Origin of the sequence: Tateyamaria sp., assembly GCF_039945315.1 — a bacterium.
Taxonomy (GTDB): domain Bacteria; phylum Pseudomonadota; class Alphaproteobacteria; order Rhodobacterales; family Rhodobacteraceae; genus Tateyamaria.
On sequence record NZ_JBDUXB010000052.1, the window covers coordinates 104,908 to 120,430 of the forward strand.

At 57.8% G+C, this 15,523-nt stretch carries 17 protein-coding genes; 8 read left to right on the forward strand and 9 right to left on the reverse strand.

Annotated elements, in window-relative coordinates; translation table 11 throughout:
* The first annotated feature begins 198 nt into the window (after nucleotides 1–198).
* The 6 genes from ABJD00_RS16600 to ABJD00_RS16625 all read left to right on the forward strand — a co-directional run bounded on the left by ABJD00_RS16600 (nucleotide 199) and on the right by ABJD00_RS16625 (nucleotide 6,064).
* The gene (locus ABJD00_RS16600; protein ID WP_413832685.1) at nucleotides 199–885 is read left to right on the forward strand and encodes a cytochrome ubiquinol oxidase subunit I; all 687 of its coding nucleotides are present in this window, start codon (nucleotides 199–201) and stop codon (nucleotides 883–885) included.
* A complete protein-coding gene (locus tag ABJD00_RS16605) occupies nucleotides 815–1,036 on the forward strand; it encodes a cytochrome d ubiquinol oxidase subunit II (RefSeq protein WP_413832688.1) in 222 nt (73 codons plus the stop codon). Before ABJD00_RS16600 ends, ABJD00_RS16605 begins: the two co-directional genes overlap by 71 nt.
* A 116-nt stretch (nucleotides 1,037–1,152) precedes the next feature.
* Nucleotides 1,153–2,361, forward strand: coding sequence for a urate hydroxylase PuuD (locus ABJD00_RS16610; protein ID WP_413832690.1), 1,209 nt, complete (start codon nucleotides 1,153–1,155; stop codon nucleotides 2,359–2,361).
* 76 nt (nucleotides 2,362–2,437) lie between these two features.
* Complete coding sequence (gene mutL, locus ABJD00_RS16615; protein ID WP_413832692.1) at nucleotides 2,438–4,234, forward strand: DNA mismatch repair endonuclease MutL; 1,797 nt, start codon at nucleotides 2,438–2,440, stop codon at nucleotides 4,232–4,234.
* The gene (locus ABJD00_RS16620; RefSeq protein ID WP_413832694.1) at nucleotides 4,231–5,463 is read left to right on the forward strand and encodes a DNA recombination protein RmuC; all 1,233 of its coding nucleotides are present in this window, start codon (nucleotides 4,231–4,233) and stop codon (nucleotides 5,461–5,463) included. Before mutL ends, ABJD00_RS16620 begins: the two co-directional genes overlap by 4 nt.
* Nucleotides 5,464–5,599: 136 nt before the next feature.
* Entirely contained in the window at nucleotides 5,600–6,064 is a 465-nt protein-coding gene (locus ABJD00_RS16625) for a hypothetical protein (protein WP_413832696.1), read from the forward strand.
* Nucleotides 6,065–6,184: 120 nt separating this feature from the next.
* On the opposite strand, the gene ABJD00_RS16630 is transcribed toward ABJD00_RS16625, so the two are convergent.
* The 7 genes from ABJD00_RS16630 to ABJD00_RS16660 form a co-directional block, all read right to left on the reverse strand.
* Nucleotides 6,185–6,799 (reverse strand): HD domain-containing protein, encoded by a 615-nt coding sequence (locus ABJD00_RS16630; RefSeq protein WP_413832985.1) that lies wholly within the window; start codon nucleotides 6,797–6,799, stop codon nucleotides 6,185–6,187.
* Entirely contained in the window at nucleotides 6,799–7,677 is an 879-nt protein-coding gene (locus ABJD00_RS16635; RefSeq protein WP_413832698.1) for a phytanoyl-CoA dioxygenase family protein, read from the reverse strand. The genes ABJD00_RS16630 and ABJD00_RS16635 overlap by 1 nt, the downstream gene beginning before the upstream one ends.
* Before the next feature lie 94 nt (nucleotides 7,678–7,771).
* The gene (locus ABJD00_RS16640) at nucleotides 7,772–8,509 is read right to left on the reverse strand and encodes an SDR family NAD(P)-dependent oxidoreductase (protein ID WP_413832700.1); all 738 of its coding nucleotides are present in this window, start codon (nucleotides 8,507–8,509) and stop codon (nucleotides 7,772–7,774) included.
* Nucleotides 8,506–9,087 (reverse strand): DUF3833 domain-containing protein, encoded by a 582-nt coding sequence (locus ABJD00_RS16645; protein ID WP_413832702.1) that lies wholly within the window; start codon nucleotides 9,085–9,087, stop codon nucleotides 8,506–8,508. Before ABJD00_RS16645 ends, ABJD00_RS16640 begins: the two co-directional genes overlap by 4 nt.
* A gap of 1 nt (nucleotide 9,088) precedes the next feature.
* Nucleotides 9,089–10,324: an MFS transporter gene (locus tag ABJD00_RS16650; protein ID WP_413832704.1), complete on the reverse strand. Its 1,236-nt coding sequence runs from the start codon at nucleotides 10,322–10,324 to the stop codon at nucleotides 9,089–9,091.
* On the reverse strand, nucleotides 10,321–11,079 hold the full coding sequence (locus ABJD00_RS16655) for a DUF1365 domain-containing protein (protein ID WP_413832706.1): 759 nt from the start codon (nucleotides 11,077–11,079) through the stop codon (nucleotides 10,321–10,323). The genes ABJD00_RS16650 and ABJD00_RS16655 overlap by 4 nt, the downstream gene beginning before the upstream one ends.
* Nucleotides 11,080–12,378, reverse strand: a complete 1,299-nt coding sequence (locus ABJD00_RS16660; protein WP_413832708.1) for an NAD(P)/FAD-dependent oxidoreductase — start codon at nucleotides 12,376–12,378, stop codon at nucleotides 11,080–11,082.
* A gap of 232 nt (nucleotides 12,379–12,610) precedes the next feature.
* On the opposite strand from ABJD00_RS16660, the gene ABJD00_RS16665 reads away from it, so the two are divergent.
* On the forward strand, nucleotides 12,611–13,135 hold the full coding sequence (locus tag ABJD00_RS16665; protein WP_413832987.1) for a sigma-70 family RNA polymerase sigma factor: 525 nt from the start codon (nucleotides 12,611–12,613) through the stop codon (nucleotides 13,133–13,135).
* Nucleotides 13,136–13,143: 8 nt separating this feature from the next.
* Nucleotides 13,144–13,800: a ChrR family anti-sigma-E factor gene (locus ABJD00_RS16670; RefSeq protein WP_413832710.1), complete on the forward strand. Its 657-nt coding sequence runs from the start codon at nucleotides 13,144–13,146 to the stop codon at nucleotides 13,798–13,800.
* Between the two features lie 53 nt (nucleotides 13,801–13,853).
* Here the strand turns inward: ABJD00_RS16670 and ABJD00_RS16675 are convergent, their stop codons facing one another.
* Together ABJD00_RS16675 and ABJD00_RS16680 are read right to left on the reverse strand one after the other, a co-directional pair.
* Nucleotides 13,854–14,909: a saccharopine dehydrogenase gene (locus ABJD00_RS16675; RefSeq protein WP_413832712.1), complete on the reverse strand. Its 1,056-nt coding sequence runs from the start codon at nucleotides 14,907–14,909 to the stop codon at nucleotides 13,854–13,856.
* On the reverse strand, nucleotides 14,906–15,517 hold the full coding sequence (locus ABJD00_RS16680) for a glutathione S-transferase family protein (RefSeq protein ID WP_413832714.1): 612 nt from the start codon (nucleotides 15,515–15,517) through the stop codon (nucleotides 14,906–14,908). Before ABJD00_RS16680 ends, ABJD00_RS16675 begins: the two co-directional genes overlap by 4 nt.
* Nucleotides 15,518–15,523 lie beyond the last annotated feature (6 nt).

Genomic DNA, 15,523 nt, shown 5'->3' on the forward strand with positions numbered 1-15,523 from the left:
AAACACGCTATGATCAAAGAGCGGGGGCAATGCCTCCGCTCTTTTGCATTTGATATGTGGGCTGCATTCAAGCCCCGCGACAATACGCGCAACTTCGCGGCATGCGCATGCTGTCGCACCTCCGCTGATAGTCATAGTTGGGCAATTATATTAGGGTCAGACATGGAATTCAGACGGTTCTGACCACCGGAGGCCACAATGGACACCCTTATTCTGTCCCGCATTCAATTCGGCGCAAACATTTCGTTCCACATTTTGTTCCCGACAATCACGATCGCCCTGGGCTGGGTGCTTTTGTTTTTCAAGCTGCGCTTCAACGCGACTGGCGATGGCAAATGGATGGAGGCCTACCGCTTCTGGGTCAAAATCTTTGCGCTGTCCTTTGCCATGGGCGTTGTTTCAGGCATCACCATGTCTTTCCAGTTCGGGACCAACTGGCCCGGGTTTATGGAAACTGTCGGAAATATTGCAGGACCTTTGCTGGCCTACGAGGTGATGACAGCCGTTTTCCTGACGGTAGCTTATTCTTTTATCGGCGCATGCTGGCTGATCCTGAAAACCGAATACACGCTTCAAGCCAAGGTGGTCGATTGGGCAAAAGGCGGGATCTGGGGTCTGGTGCTTGGTCTTGGGGCGGTATCGCTTGCCACACCCTTGGTCAGCCCCCGCATTTTCGACAAATGGTTTACCTTCCCGGAAATCGTTCTGCTGGCGCCAATGCCGCTCTTGTCGGCACTGCTGGTCTGGATGCTGTGGCGATCCTTGCAACGCCTGCCCAACGCGACGGACAAAGGTGCACGGGCACCGTTCTTATATGCGATCAGTCTGTTTATTCTGGCGTTTGGGGGGGCTCGCCTATTCGTTTTACCCTTACGTAGTTCCTGAAAAGCTGACGATCTATGAGGCCGCGAGCGCACCGGAAAGCCTGTTCTTAATTCTCGTCGGAACAGTTTTTGTGCTGCCCATGATCGGCGGATACACAGCGCTCGCATATTGGGTGTTCAAGGGTAAGGCTGTCGAACTGCGCTACGATTAATCTGTAGACTGAGAATACCACAAGAAGGCTGAAGGCTGGGGGCAGAGCGTCTTCCACCCTTTCGTCTCCCTGAAGCCCTGTTATTCTGCTAAGCAAGAGCAAAGGGATAACACAACATGTACGATCTGGCCGCACTGGGCGCATGGGCCGAATTCGCTGTCCGCTGGTTGCACGTCATTACGGCCATCGCTTGGATCGGGTCTTCATTTTATTTCATTGCGCTTGATCTTGGGCTGCACCGGGATCGCAATTTGTCCAGCGGTGCAGATGGCGAAGAATGGCAGGTCCACGGGGGCGGGTTCTACCACATCCAGAAGTACCTAGTCGCGCCGGCAGGCATGCCCGACGGGCTGATCTGGCATAAATGGCAAAGTTACTGGACGTGGATGAGCGGCTTTGCCTTGCTTGTGTTAGTCTACTACCTCGGCGCTGAATTCTATCTGGTTGACCCCAACGTTATGGACCTCGCGCCTTGGCAGGCGGTTGGCATTTCGCTCGCCTCGCTCGCCTTTGGCTGGCTGGCCTATACGCAGCTGTGCAACCTGTTCGTAAACGCCAATCAGACCACTCTGATGGTGGCTCTGTTTGCTGTTCTGGTGGCCATGGCGTGGTTTTACACGCAGGTGTTCACAGGGCGCGCGGCCTTGCTCCATCTGGGTGCTTTCACAGCGACGATCATGTCAGGAAATGTCTTTTTTATCATCATTCCCAACCAGAAAATCGTCGTGGCGGATCTGATGGAGGGGCGCACGCCCGACTCCAAATACGGCAAGATCGCCAAGCAACGCTCGACCCACAACAATTACCTGACCCTGCCGGTGATCTTCCTGATGCTGTCCAACCATTACCCGCTGTCCTTTGCGAGCGAGTACAATTGGATCATCGCGAGCCTCGTCTTTCTGATGGGGGTTACGATCCGGCACTGGTTCAACACGCACCATTCCCGTCAGGGCAATCCGCACTGGACCTGGGCGGTGACCGCACTGATCTTTATCGCGATTGTCTGGCTGAGTGTCGCCCCCAACCTGAACCAAGAGGCGCAGCGGGTTGCACGGTTTGCACAAGCCGAAGGGTTCGAAGAGGTACACGACATCGTGCTGGGACGTTGCAGCATGTGCCATGCCGCCGAACCGGTCTGGTCGGGACTGCTATGGGCGCCAAAAGGCGTGGCGCTAGAAACAGAAGCAGATCTGACCCGCAATGCCCGTGCCGTCTACCTGCAGTCGGGGATCAGCCACGCCATGCCGCCCGCCAATCTGAGCTACATGGAAGACGCGGAGCGCGCCGCAATTGTCGCGTGGTACAAGGCCGCAATCGACGGGTGAGCCGCAAGGCCGATGTGTCGTCGGCACCGCTGCTAGGTGTGGTCGAATCGCGCCCACTCATGCTAAGTCTTGTGGGATGAACGACCAGACCCCCAACATACGTCCTGTGATCCGGCAACTCGATACCGCAGCCGTCAACCGCATCGCCGCAGGTGAAGTGGTTGAGCGGCCTGCATCCGCCGTCAAGGAACTGGTTGAAAACGCAATAGATGCGGGCGCGCGCCGGATCGCTATTGATGTCTCGGGAGGCGGAAAAACCCTGATCCGTGTCACCGACGATGGGTGCGGGATTGCCGCCAGCGACCTGCCGCTTGCCCTTAGCCGCCATGCGACGTCAAAGATCGATGGGTCTGATCTGCTCAACATCCACACTTTTGGATTTCGTGGTGAGGCACTGCCAAGCCTTGGCGCGGTAGGCCGTTTGACGATCACCAGCCGGGTGCCAGGCGAGCCCGGGGCAGAGATAACAGTGGCAGGAGGTGTCACATCTACGGTCAAACCGGCGGCCCTGAACTCCGGCACAGTGATCACTCTGCGTGATCTGTTTTACGCCACGCCTGCACGCCTGAAGTTCCTGCGCACTGACCGCGCCGAAGCACAGGCGATCACGGATGTGATCAAGCGCCTCGCCATGTCTGAACCATTTATTCGTTTCGAATTGCGTGACGTGACCGGCGATCCGCGCACCGTTTTCAAGACAGAGGCGCAGACAGGCGATCCAATGGCCGCCTTGCGTGCGCGACTGGCTGATGTACTGGGGGGCGAATTTGCTGAAAATTCCATTCCCATCGACACACAGCGCGAGGGGCTGCACCTAACTGGGTACGCCGCCCTTCCTACCTATTCGCGCGGCGCAGCGGTGGCGCAGTTTCTGTTCGTGAACGGGCGCCCTGTCAAAGACAAGCTGCTGACAGGCGCTCTGCGCGCCGCCTATTTTGACTTCCTCAGCCGAGATCGCCACCCGGCCGCAGCGCTGTTCGTGGACTGTGATCCGCAACTCGTCGACGTCAATGTGCACCCCGCCAAATCAGAGGTGCGGTTCCGCGATCCGGGTTTGGCACGTGGGCTTATCGTCTCTGGTTTGCGCCATGCTCTGGCCGAAGCTGGGCACCGAGCCTCCTCGACAGTGGCCAGCGCCACCCTTGGCGCAATGCAGCCCGAACCGATGGCCCCACGCGTCTACCAGATGGACCGGCCCAGCCTTGGTCCGCGCGGATCAACAGGCTTTGCCGAGATGGCGCAGGATTTCAGTGCGCAGGTCGTAGAAACGCCGATTGAGGTGGATCCGACCGATCTGCCCCTTGGCGTGGCGCGCGGGCAGGTGCACGAGAATTACATCGTGGCGCAGACAGCGACGGGTATGGTCATCGTGGATCAACACGCCGCGCACGAACGCTTGGTCTATGAAAAACTCAAACGCCAGATGGCCGAAAACGGTGTCGCGGCGCAGGCCTTGCTGATCCCGGAAATCGTCACACTGTCGCCGGGGGACAGAGAGGCATTGCTCGAAATAGCGGATGGGTTGGCGCAAGCGGGCCTTGGCATAGAACCATTCGGCGGGGACGCGATTGCCGTGCGGGAAACACCAGCCATCTTGGGCGAAGTCGATGCCTCTGCCATGATCCACGACATTCTGGACGAGCTGTCTGACCTTGGGTCCAGCCAATCTGTTCAGGCGCGGATTGAAGCAATCCTATCCCGCGTCGCTTGTCACGGCTCTGTCCGTTCAGGCCGCCGGATGCGGGGTGAAGAGATGAACGGGCTTTTGCGCGAGATGGAGGCGACACCCCATTCCGGCCAGTGCAACCACGGGCGGCCCACCTATGTCGAACTCAAATTGGCCGACATCGAACGGTTGTTTGGGCGTACATGATCCAGATTGGAAACATAACGCTGGACACGAGCGATCCGCTGGTCTTGGCAGCCCTCATCGGTGCCGCTGTGGTGTTGCTCATCGTTGTTCTGCTGATTGCGGCATTGCGTGCGGCTGGACGCTCGGCGCGCGCCTCTGAACCATTGGCCCAGCAGTTGGGTTATCTGGGCCAGCATGTGCAGGGTCTGGCACAGGGTCAGGAAGGGCTGCGCGCCTCGATCCAGACAGTGTCTGACACTGCCACCAACGGACAGGCGCAGCTCGCGCAAACGGTTGAGGCCCGGCTGGCGGTCGTCCAGCAACAGATGCAGGACAGGCTCGCAGACAACGCCCTGCGCAGCCAGCGTAGCTTGACTGACATGCAAGAGCGGATGAAGGAAACGCTGCACGGCTCGTCCAAACAGACCACGACCAGCCTGACCCAGCTGCAGGAACGTTTGGCCGCCATCGACAAGGCGCAGGACAATATCACCAAGCTGAGCGGCGATGTGCTGAGCCTGCAAGACATCCTCTCGAACAAGCAGACACGGGGCGCCTTTGGCGAAATTCAACTGCGCGACATCGTGTCCAAGGCGCTGCCGAGTGACAGCTATGCGCTGCAACACACCCTGTCGAACGGCAAGCGCGCTGACTGCTTGATTGACCTGCCAAACCCGCCCGGCCCTATCGTTATCGACAGCAAATTCCCGCTAGAGGCCTACGAGGCCCTGCGCGCGGCGGATTCCGATCATGCGCTCAAGGCAGCCGTCGCTCAGATGAAGGTGGCGGTGAAAAAGCACATCTCCGACATCTCGGAAAAATACGTCATTGAGGGCGAAACCGCAGATGGTGCGCTGATGTTCCTGCCGTCTGAGGCGGTCTATGCCGAGTTGCACGCGAATTTCCCAGACCTTGTGCGCGCTGGGTTCGACGCGCGGGTCTGGATTGTGTCGCCGACCACTTGCATGGCCACGCTGAACACGATGCGCGCCATACTGAAGGATGCGCGGATGCGTGAACAGGCCGGTGCCATCCGCAAAGAACTGTCGATGTTGGTGCAGGATGTGGATCGTCTTGGCACACGAGTTGGGAATCTGGATCGCCACTTTTCGCAGGCGTCCAAGGACATCGAAGACATAAAGATCAGTGCCGATAAAGCGGGCAAGCGGGCCAATCGACTCGACAACTTTGACTTTGAGGAATTGGAAGAGCAACCTGTGTTGCCGCTCAAGGATACTGCTGCGGAGTAAAGGCGGTTTGGCCGTTTGCAGGTTTGAAGTGCGACCCGTGGCGTGTCGCCGCCGCAACTGAGAATGGCAGCAAGACTTGCGATAGTTCTGCGCGAGCCCCAATATGCTGTCAGAATTATTCAGGGAGGCATTCGCAATGCGAGTAGTTTTTGGCGCATTTTTTGCAGTCATTTTGAGCACGCTTTCAGCGTTTGCAGTCTCGCCTGAGGCTCAAGGTTTGATCGACCGCGCAGCGGCTGACTGCAGTTCATTCGAAAATGGTGAATTCAATGTGGGTGAAGCCGTGAGCGAGATCGAACTTGGCTCACAATTTGGCAAAGTGTCCGCGGAGCTAGTTGATGAAAGCAAATACGCCTGCTCTTCCGCTGCTTCGCTCTACTGCGGTTCGGGTGGCTGTATGCTGAACCTGATCGTTGATGGGACGGTAACAGCATGGCAGGCGATCGGCTGGAGACTTGTCGACTGGGGCCCGGATCGGATCCTCTTGATTGGCCGGGATGGTGGTTGGTGCGGCGGTGCTGGTGCTGAGGTCTGTTACGAAGCGCTTGTTTGGAGCAATGACAGATTACTGACCGTAGGACCTGCTCCGGAAAGCCAATAAACACAGTTTTGCTTTAACAACGCCAAATGCCACAATGGGCGCGAACTCGGCGTTTATCGGCTTGAGCAAGCGGGAAGCTTTGTCTGAACCACTAACTGCACGTAGTGCTTTCGCCTAAAGTTATCGCTCGCGCGCAACCTCGGCATCCACCAATGGCACCCGCACTCCGGGCTGTATCACGTCCGGGTCGTATGCCTTGCGTGCGAACACTTCGCGCACCATTGGGCGGAAGTGATCCAGTGGCAGCATGTCGTAGTCCGGATCGAAACTGGACTGGTCCCAGCGTTCGCAAAACGTCGCGCAGTCGTCGAAATAGGCATTTCCGGCATAGGCGTCACGCTTGTGCTGATTGCCGCCCACGTGTTGCCCGTAATAGATCATTTGAAAGTCGCCGTGCTTTTCCACAACCCATGTGCACTGTTCACGCACGAAGGGTTTGATGATGCTCGCGGCGTATTCGTCGTGATTATAGGGGGCAAAGATATCGCCGATGTCGTGCAGCAACGTGGCCACCACCCAGTCCGTGTCTGCCCCATCGCGCCATGCGCGCGTGGCCGATTGCAGAGAATGCCCAAGCCGGGTGATCTGATAACCTGACAATCCCTCATCCAGCGTTTCAAGCGCTGTAAGCAGACGATCTGCGGTGCCTTTTGTGAACTCCACCTCATGTTCGGTGAGAAAGGCATAGTCTTCGCGATCGCCATCCTTCATCGCCGTGAATTTGACCTGATCCATCACGTGTACATCTCCGTCTCGCCTTTGGCGCCTTTCATCATGATCTGCGCCTGCATCCGCCTGATCTTATCGTAGAGGGCCAGCGCGTCAGGTGTAAACGGGTGTTCCGGCACAGGCACGTGTTCGAAATGACCAAAATGATCGGTGCCGCGCGCGAGCATAGCGTACCCCTTCTCCCCCACCTGTTGCGCCATGTCAGGGCGGATGTAGCGGACAACGCAGGCGATACGCCTGTCATCGGTGGTGTTGGGCCCTGAGCCATGGATCGTTAGCCCGTGGTGCAGGCTCATCTGTCCGGGATGGATTTCGATGGCGGTCTTATCTTCGTCAGGAACGTCGACCTTCACTTCCTGGCCTCGGCTGAGCAGGTTGTCAGGATCGAAGGTGTCTTCATGACCAAGGATCGCGTTTTTATGGCTGGCAGCGACAAAGTTCATGCAGCCCGAAGCAGGTGTCGCCGGCGATAACGCGATCCAGGCGGTGACCAGCCCGTCGATGGCTCCAAGCCCCCAATATGTCAGGTCCTGATGCATTGAGACGATCTGGCGGGTGTTGGGTTCCTTAATGAAGAACTCGGTTGAATAAATGAGTATATCCGGGCCGAGAATACCTTCGATCACATCCAAAACACCCCGATCCAGCGCCACCCGCGCGGCCACTGGCATGACGACGTGTGAATTGATCCGTTTGTAGGTGTTCAGCGGATTGGGCAAGTCGGCGGAGCGCCATGACGACTCCAGAAGTTCCAGTTCGGCGCGCGCGGCCAAAGCTGCTTGAACGCTGATCGCGGGCAGGGGAAACAGAAACCCATCTTGCCAGTATTGCGCCACCTGAGCGTCGCTCAGACGCCCATTCTCAAGTGATACAGTGTCCAACATTTTGTGCCTCTCGCCAGACATTCGATGAGGCTAGCGTTGCTGAGCACGTACGTGGATTCTGTTCCGCACACGACAAATGCCGTGCCGATTCTGATCAGGAAAACAGGCGGAAGTAGGCCCAGTCTGGTAGGAATTGCCCTCCCCGGAACAGCAATGAGAACGCCCTGGGAAAGCTTTTCTTGAAACGATCCGTTAGCATCAATTCGAACATTTCACGTGCCGCATCTTCGGGCTCCATGATGAAGGGCATGTTGAAATCGTTTTTGTCGGTCAACTGCGTGCGGATGTAGCCGGGGTTTGCGACCTGCACCCTTACGCCCGTTTTGCGCAGATCGGCGTGCATGCATTCGGCCAGTGACATGGTGCCCGCCTTGGACGCCGTGTAACCGATAGACCCCGGCAAGCCACGAAACCCGGAAAGCGAAGAGGTGATCACAATGTGGCCTGCACCCCGTTCGACAAATTTTGGGACAACCTGCCCCAGAACGCGCATGAATCCGGTAAAATTGATGTCGGCCATCGTCGTGGCCTGTTCTGCGTTCCATTCCCGTGCGGAAAACGGCCAGTAGACGCCTGCGAGTAGCACGACGCCATCGATTTCGCCGACGGCTTCGGCTGCGGCTTTGACGCTCGCATCATCTGCGATGTCCACGGTCTGATAAGAGGCCTTGCCCGGCAGTTCCTCGACTAAAGCGGCAAGCTTGTCTTCGCTGCGCGAAGAGACGACCACTTCTATACCGGCGCGGCTCATGTGTTGCGCAAGCGCCTTGCCCAATCCGTCGCCACCGCCGACCAGCCAGTACCGTTTACCATGCAAGTCGATGTCACTCATGCTGCTTCTTTCATTTCTGCGGCGGGGGCCGGGCGCATCGTTGCGACCAGTTCAGCGACCTTGATCCCGTATTTGCGGAACTGAGAACGGTTCACGATGGTTCCATTGGGGGCCAGATACATCCAGTCAACCGTGTCCAGCACGTGTCCGCCCGACTTTTCGGGCAGTTTGAAACGGTATTTCAACTGGACGGCGTTGCCTGCCTGCTGGCCTGTACCTTCGCCCACAACATCATTGGCCAGCGCCTTGATGCGTCCGTCATTGCCCAGAGTCAGATCCCATGCGCGGGTTTGCTCGGACCCGTCGTCATAGCTGAAGTGTTCGTTCATCACACCACGGTTGCCTTCCCAATGGCAGTCGAATTCACCAACGAAGCGCGATGAAACCCGACCCGTTGGTCCGTAAATCACCCCTTCGCAGATGATCGGCCCGTTGAGGTGGGTGCGGATGTCGAACACTGTACCGTCTGCGGCGTAGTCTTCGGGCGCTTGGGCGAGAAACCCGGCATAGCGCGTCCAAGCCCAGTTAAGTGCGAGGATTACGCCTGCGCCTATCAGCGCATAGATCAGTCCGTCCATGTCACGTTTCCTTCAGATTTGTGGTCGCGAGCAGCACAATGGCGACCAATTTGAGGCCACAAGGCACAGCCGCATAAAGTAGTGTGAGAAGCGCAAGCGCCTCGGGCGTGTTGCTGGCCGCCGCACTGTCAAACCCTGCATTCTCAAGCAGCGGAAGCAGGGTCACAGCGGCAAAGGCCAGCGTGAATTTCGAAACAAAGGACCACAGCCCAAAGCCTTCAGCGGCCGATGGGCTGATGCGCGCCATACGCGAAGCAAACACCGCCGGAAGAAGCGTGAGGTCTGCCCCCAGTGTCGCTCCAGACAGCACGCATATGACTGCAAAGGCTGGCCAGTGGCCCGGCCCAAGGGTCATCGCCCCGCCAAAGGCTGCGATGGCCAGAACCATGGCGCAAAGCAACACAGGCTTGGTGCCGTAGCGCTCAGCCAGCTTGCCCCAGACGGGTGCAGCGGCAGCAGCGCTGAGGAAGAAGAGGAGCAAGAGCGGTCCTTCGAACCCCGGTGCCAAAAGGCGACTTTCGACGAAAAACAGGAATAGCGTCGAGCTCACTGCAACCGGTGCTGCGTTGATCAGTGCGATCAGTAGTAGGCGACGGGCCAGTGTGTCGTTCAACACGGCACGAAAACCTACAGACGGTGGCAGGCCGTCGTTCACCCATTCGCCACGCATCATAACGACGGCGGCGAGCGCAAGGACGCAAAAACCGACTGCAAACCCGGCAAAAGGCACGCCCATGAACCCGCCTAGCATAACTGGCGCAATTGCGGCCACGCACACGCCAAGCAATGCGCCGGTTTCCCGCCAGCGTGCGAGTGACAAATGGCCGTTGCCAGGCAGGCGGTCGGCCTTGACTACACCTTGGGCGTAAAAGTTGATGGTGAGGAAGCTGAAAGCAGAGAAGACGCCCGTCAGCATGAGTGCAAACCAGATCAGAGGTGGCAACAGAGGAGGCACCGCGAACAGGCCCAACATAGACAGCGCCATGACGGTACACCCGATCAGCACGCCCAGACCCCGAAAGCTGCGCAGCGCCTCGCTCAAGCGTCCAAACAGCGGGTCTTGCACCACGTCAAGCAGGCGCAGGCCAAACAACACCGCCCCCAACGCGGCCAGCGACACGCCGTATTCATCCACGTAGTATTTTGGCGCGTGGATATAGATTGGCAGGCCCGCCGAAGCGAGCAACGCAGCGAACACTGCGTAGGCCGACAGATTATGGGGTTGTGTGTTGCTCACCGCGACACCTCATCTGACGGAGGCAGTGGGCGGGCACGATAGACTGCCCGTTTGATCCAGAGTTTCAGGGCTTGCCAGTGGATCAAAGCAAGTACCCGACGCGCACCAAGTGGGCGGCGCAGAGCCGCTCTTAGGATCGACCCATTGGTCAGAGCCGCGCGCTTGCCGGTGAGCGTGGCGATCAGCCCACCTTGGCCGCGAGAATAGTCGATCCAAACGCCGATGCGGTCGTCCCGGATGTCAAAGCGAAATTCGTATCCGCCCTCGACAGGCTGGAACGGAGAAACATGCAGGATCTTATTCGCCTGCAACCGATCTTCCGGCGCAATGGGGCGCTGGTCGGAGTGATGCACAAGATAGCTGTGACGGTCTCCGAATGTATTGGTGACTTCCGCAATCACCGCGATCAGCGCCTCATCCTCCCGGCGGCATAACCAAAAGCTGACCGGGTTAAATACGTGCCCCAGCACCTTGGGCTGGGCAAGCAGCTCAATTCGCGCAACGCCGGTCACCTGATGGGCTTGCAAGACATCGCGAACCCACGCGGCTCCACGGCCATCCTTGGGTGGTCCACCGTGGTCGACGTCATCCAGCGCCATCAGGTTGCGCCCATTGCGTGCAAACAAGGAAGGGGTGGCGACAGAGGCCTCCGCGTCCAGCAGCATGTAATCCACCGAATACCGAAAGGCGTTTGTGATCGCCCCTTTGCGCCCGTGGTAGGTGACGCCGGAAATATGATCGACCGTTGAGGTCATTTATGCGGCCACCTGCAGGCTTGGGGTACGATTGATTGCCCGCACAACGTCCACTGCGCTGGCCAACCCGTCTTCGTGGAAGCCGTGACGCATCCACGCGCCACAGAACCACGTGTTATTACTGCCGTTCATCGCGCGCACAGTGTCCTGAGCGGCAAGCGCTGCCAGATCGTAAACCGGGTGACGCAAAACAGTCTGGTCGTAGATCAACTCCTCCCTGATCTCGCGCTTGGTGTTCAGCGTGACAAAGTGTGGGTCGTTCATCGGGATTGGTTGTAGCGAATTGATCCAGTAGGTGAGGTCAATCCGATCGCTCTGCACGTCCCGGTCCTCAGTATAGACCCAGCTAGACCATGTCTGACGGCGTTTGGGCATGATGCTTTCGTCGCAATGCAGAACAATATCGTTGGGCTGATACTTTACAGCGCCCAGCGCGGCGCTTTCGGCGGCGGATGGGTCTTCCAGCAGCGACAGACTATCATCAGAATGGGTCGCAAAGACGACGTCGTCAAAGTCTTCCCACTCTCCGCCCCAAGCTTTGACATGAGCACTCGCGCCGGTGCGGCGCACCGACTGAATAGGTGCCCCCAAACGGATGTCGACCCCGTTAGCGCGCATCGCAGACTCAAGCCGGCGGACATATTCGACAGAGCCTCCGTTGACAGTATACCACTGATGTTGGCCCGTCGTATTAAGCAAAGCGTGGTTCTCAAAAAATTGGATCATCGCATGGGCCGGGAAATCCATGATCTTTTCAGTTGGCGTGGACCAGATCGCACCGCTGAGTGGGAGCAGATAGTAATCTCGGAACCAGTGGCCCGTACCTAAAACTTCCAAGAACTGCGCAACCGTGCGCGTCCGATCTTCGTTCGCCACACGCAAGGCGTTACGGTTAAAGCGCACGATATCCCGCACCATACCGAGAAAGCGGGGATTGAAGGCGTTCGCGCGTTGCGCAAACAATGCATCAATGCTGGCCAACCCATATTCTAGGCGACCTCCGTCAATAGAGGCACCAAAGCTCATGTTGGATTTCACTACGGGCACGCTCAGTTCATCGAACAGCGCAGCCATGTGCGGATAGTTGGCGTAGTTGAACACGAGAAAGCCTGTGTCTACAGGCTGATCGCCGTTCTTGCCGGCCAAGATCGTGCGCGCATGACCGCCAAGGCGATGTTCAGATTCAAACAGGGTAACCGTGTGATCGGCGGCGAGCATATGGGCGGCGCCCATCCCCGAAATGCCACCTCCGATCACTGCGATACGTTTGCGGATAGCGGCAGAATGTTCAAAAGGCATAAGTGGCGGGCGTCCCTGTGTGTCTTAGTCGTTGTACAGTGTACGGTTCAGTGCCCGAAACGGATGTACAAATGCCAGAGATTTATTTTTTGATCCAAATGCGACGAGGGGCCGTAGATCATTCATGTACGTAGGTCTAGAAACAATGCAACAATATGCACATCCGCCCATGGGAATGGTCTCAGAGGCGGTGACAGGACCTGCAAAGATGAATGACAGTGACGGAAAGCGGATGTTGTGGGTAAGCCACATGGTTCGCATCCGAGATAATCAGGATCAGGCGGCCTTTGCCGAACTGTTCGAACACTTTGCCCCGCGGGTCAAAGGGTTCCTGGTAAAATCGGGGTCCGACGCATCGCTGGCCGAAGAATGCGCGCAGGAAGTCTTGGCGACCTGTTGGCACAAAGCGCACATGTTTGACCCCGCGCGGGCTTCGGTGGCGACCTGGATCTTCACAATCGCGCGGAACCGAAAGATTGACGTACTGCGAAAGCAGCGCCGTCCTGAGCCTGAAGAACTGGCTTGGGGACCCGAAGAAGAACCTGATCAGGCCGATGTGATGGCCTTGCAGCAAGAAAGCGAACTGTTGGGTCAAGCAATTGCAGAATTGCCCACCGCCCAGCGGGAATTGATAGAGCAGGCGTATTTCGGGGACATGTCCCACAGTGAAATCGCCCAGAAAACCGGTCTGCCACTTGGCACGATCAAAAGTCGGATACGATTGGCGCTGGAACGGCTGCGCCACGCAATGAAGTGATTGATGCGATGGAACACAACATTAAACACCACCTAACAGACGATATCCTGATGGCGTATGCGGCAGGCACTCTGCCTGAGGCCTTCAACCTGATGGTTGCCACACATGTGTCCCTTTGTGACGCATGCCGGGCAGAGGTTGAAAGCTATGACGCCGTGGGCGGCGAAGTGCTTGCACGAGCCGTGCCAACTGACGTGGAGTTAGCGCCTGGCAGTTTTGCCGCAACCATGGCCTTGATTGCGGGCGGTCCGGTAGAAGGGACGCCTGTGAAGCGTGCGGCTGGATCTATCCTGCCCGGTCCTTTGCAGGACTACGTGGGTGGTGATCTGGATAGCGTCAAATGGCGCGCTATTGGCCTTGGCGTAAAGCAAGCTATTTTGCCAACGTCCCGCGAGGCGTCTGCGCGACTGCTTTTCATCCCGGCGGGTGCTGCAATGCCTGATCACGGGCATCAGGGCAACGAGATGACAATGGTGTTGCAGGGCGCGTTTCAAGATGAAGACGACTATTTCGCACGTGGCGATGTGGAATTGGCGGACAGTGACACGCACCACACACCCGTTGCCGATATTCACGAAGACTGCATTTGTCTGGCCGTAACAGACGCGCCGCTGCAGTTTCAGGGCCTGATCCCGAAGATTGCGCAGCGGTTAGCGCGCATTTGATCAGTTCAGATATTTCGCGATAGATATAAAGGCGGGGGTTATCTCCGCCTTTTTCATGTATTGGCCATTGCCTGTTCAAAGGTGGCTCTCGCCCGGCCCCAAACGCCAGCGTCCAGATCCCCCAATGTTAGCAGACTGTCCAGCAACTGATCGGCGTAGTCTTCCGAGGATTCGACAGGCAGCATCGATGGCAGATTGTCGATGGCCGTGACGTCCAGAACTGGCGTGTCATGTACGCGCAGGGCTGGTGCATCCCATGTTGTGGTTCGGTCATACACCTTGATTGGGGAAAAATCGCTGTCCGGATCGCAAGCAATGTCTCCAATGACGCTGAGGCGACGGGGCTTGTGCAACGCATCTGACGGAACGAATACCGGCGTGCCGGGACGTGCGAGGATACAATTGAAAAAGATGTCGTGCGCCAGAATTTCAGGGAATGGGCCGCCGTGAGCAGTTTCTGCCATGTCCCACCGGGTGGTGGGTACACCCATTACTGTGCACAAATCCGCGGCCCCTGTTCCGACCCGACCTAACGCGCCTATGATCAGAGCCGTTGGCCTGTGGGGCCCGGTCGAGACCAGATCGGATTGCAGGTCGGCAAGCAGGTGGTTTGAACTGGAATAGGGCGCAACGGGGCCAGCGATCTGCGCGTTCTGCTGGGCAACCCAGCATTTCAGAGCCACCGCCGCTCCGGCATAGCCGGCCCAATAGCCAAAGGCCGCAACGCGACGACTGTTAGTGTCTACCAAATACTCAAGATCAAAAAGTGTCCCGCCTCCTGCACCAAACCGCCGGAGCAGTCGTTGTCCGGCAGGTTGGCCTTTGAACGCATGGCCGAACATGATGTGACGGTGAGGCAAAGGTGTGCCATCTTCTGGCAGTTCCTTAAGCCCAAAGATGATGGCATCCTCTGGCGCTTCTGGCCAACTATGTGCTGGTGCGATCTCGGCACCCCGAGATGCGTACTTGTCCGTGGAAATGCAGCGGGTGGGGCTGTCCTCGACTGTCACTGTGATCCCGGCGGCGATCAGCTTGGAAACGCCCTCTGGGGTCACTCCCACGCGGGTTTCATTGTCCCGCTGCTCGGCGCGCACCCATAGATGGGTCATGGCAGCGTCCCATTTGCGCGCACAGCCTGAACGCTGGGTCGTTCTTCCATGGCGGCCAGAAAAGCACGCACTTTCGGGAAGGGAGTAAGATCAACGCCGTCTGCAGTGAGCCAACTGCACACGACGAACAGGTAAGCATCTGCAACACAAACCGTGTCGCCGAATATGAACGGTCCGGTCAGGCACTCTGCCTCAACAAACGCGGTACATTCGGTCATGGTCTGGGGCACTTTGGCTGCCATGTCGGCCCAACTTGCCTTTTCATCCGCCCAACGATTGGCGCGTCTCCCGTGGGCATGAGCCACATGCATCGTCGAGGCCAGATAGTACATGATGCCGCGCGCCTGCGCCGCTGCCACTGGGTCAGTGGGCATCAGGTCGGGGGCAAGCGTGGCCACATACTCAAGGATTGCACCCGTCTCCGTCAGAATGGTGTCGCCTACTTCTAATGCAGGCACGCGGCCTTTGGGGTTGATAGTGGCGTAGCCATCACCGCGCTGCTCGCCGGCAGCGAAATTAAGCTGGTGGGTGTCGTAGGACACTCCCGCTTCGTTCAGAGCAACGGCAACGGCAATGGAAATCGTGCCTGTGGCGAAATAGAGTTTCATGGACTG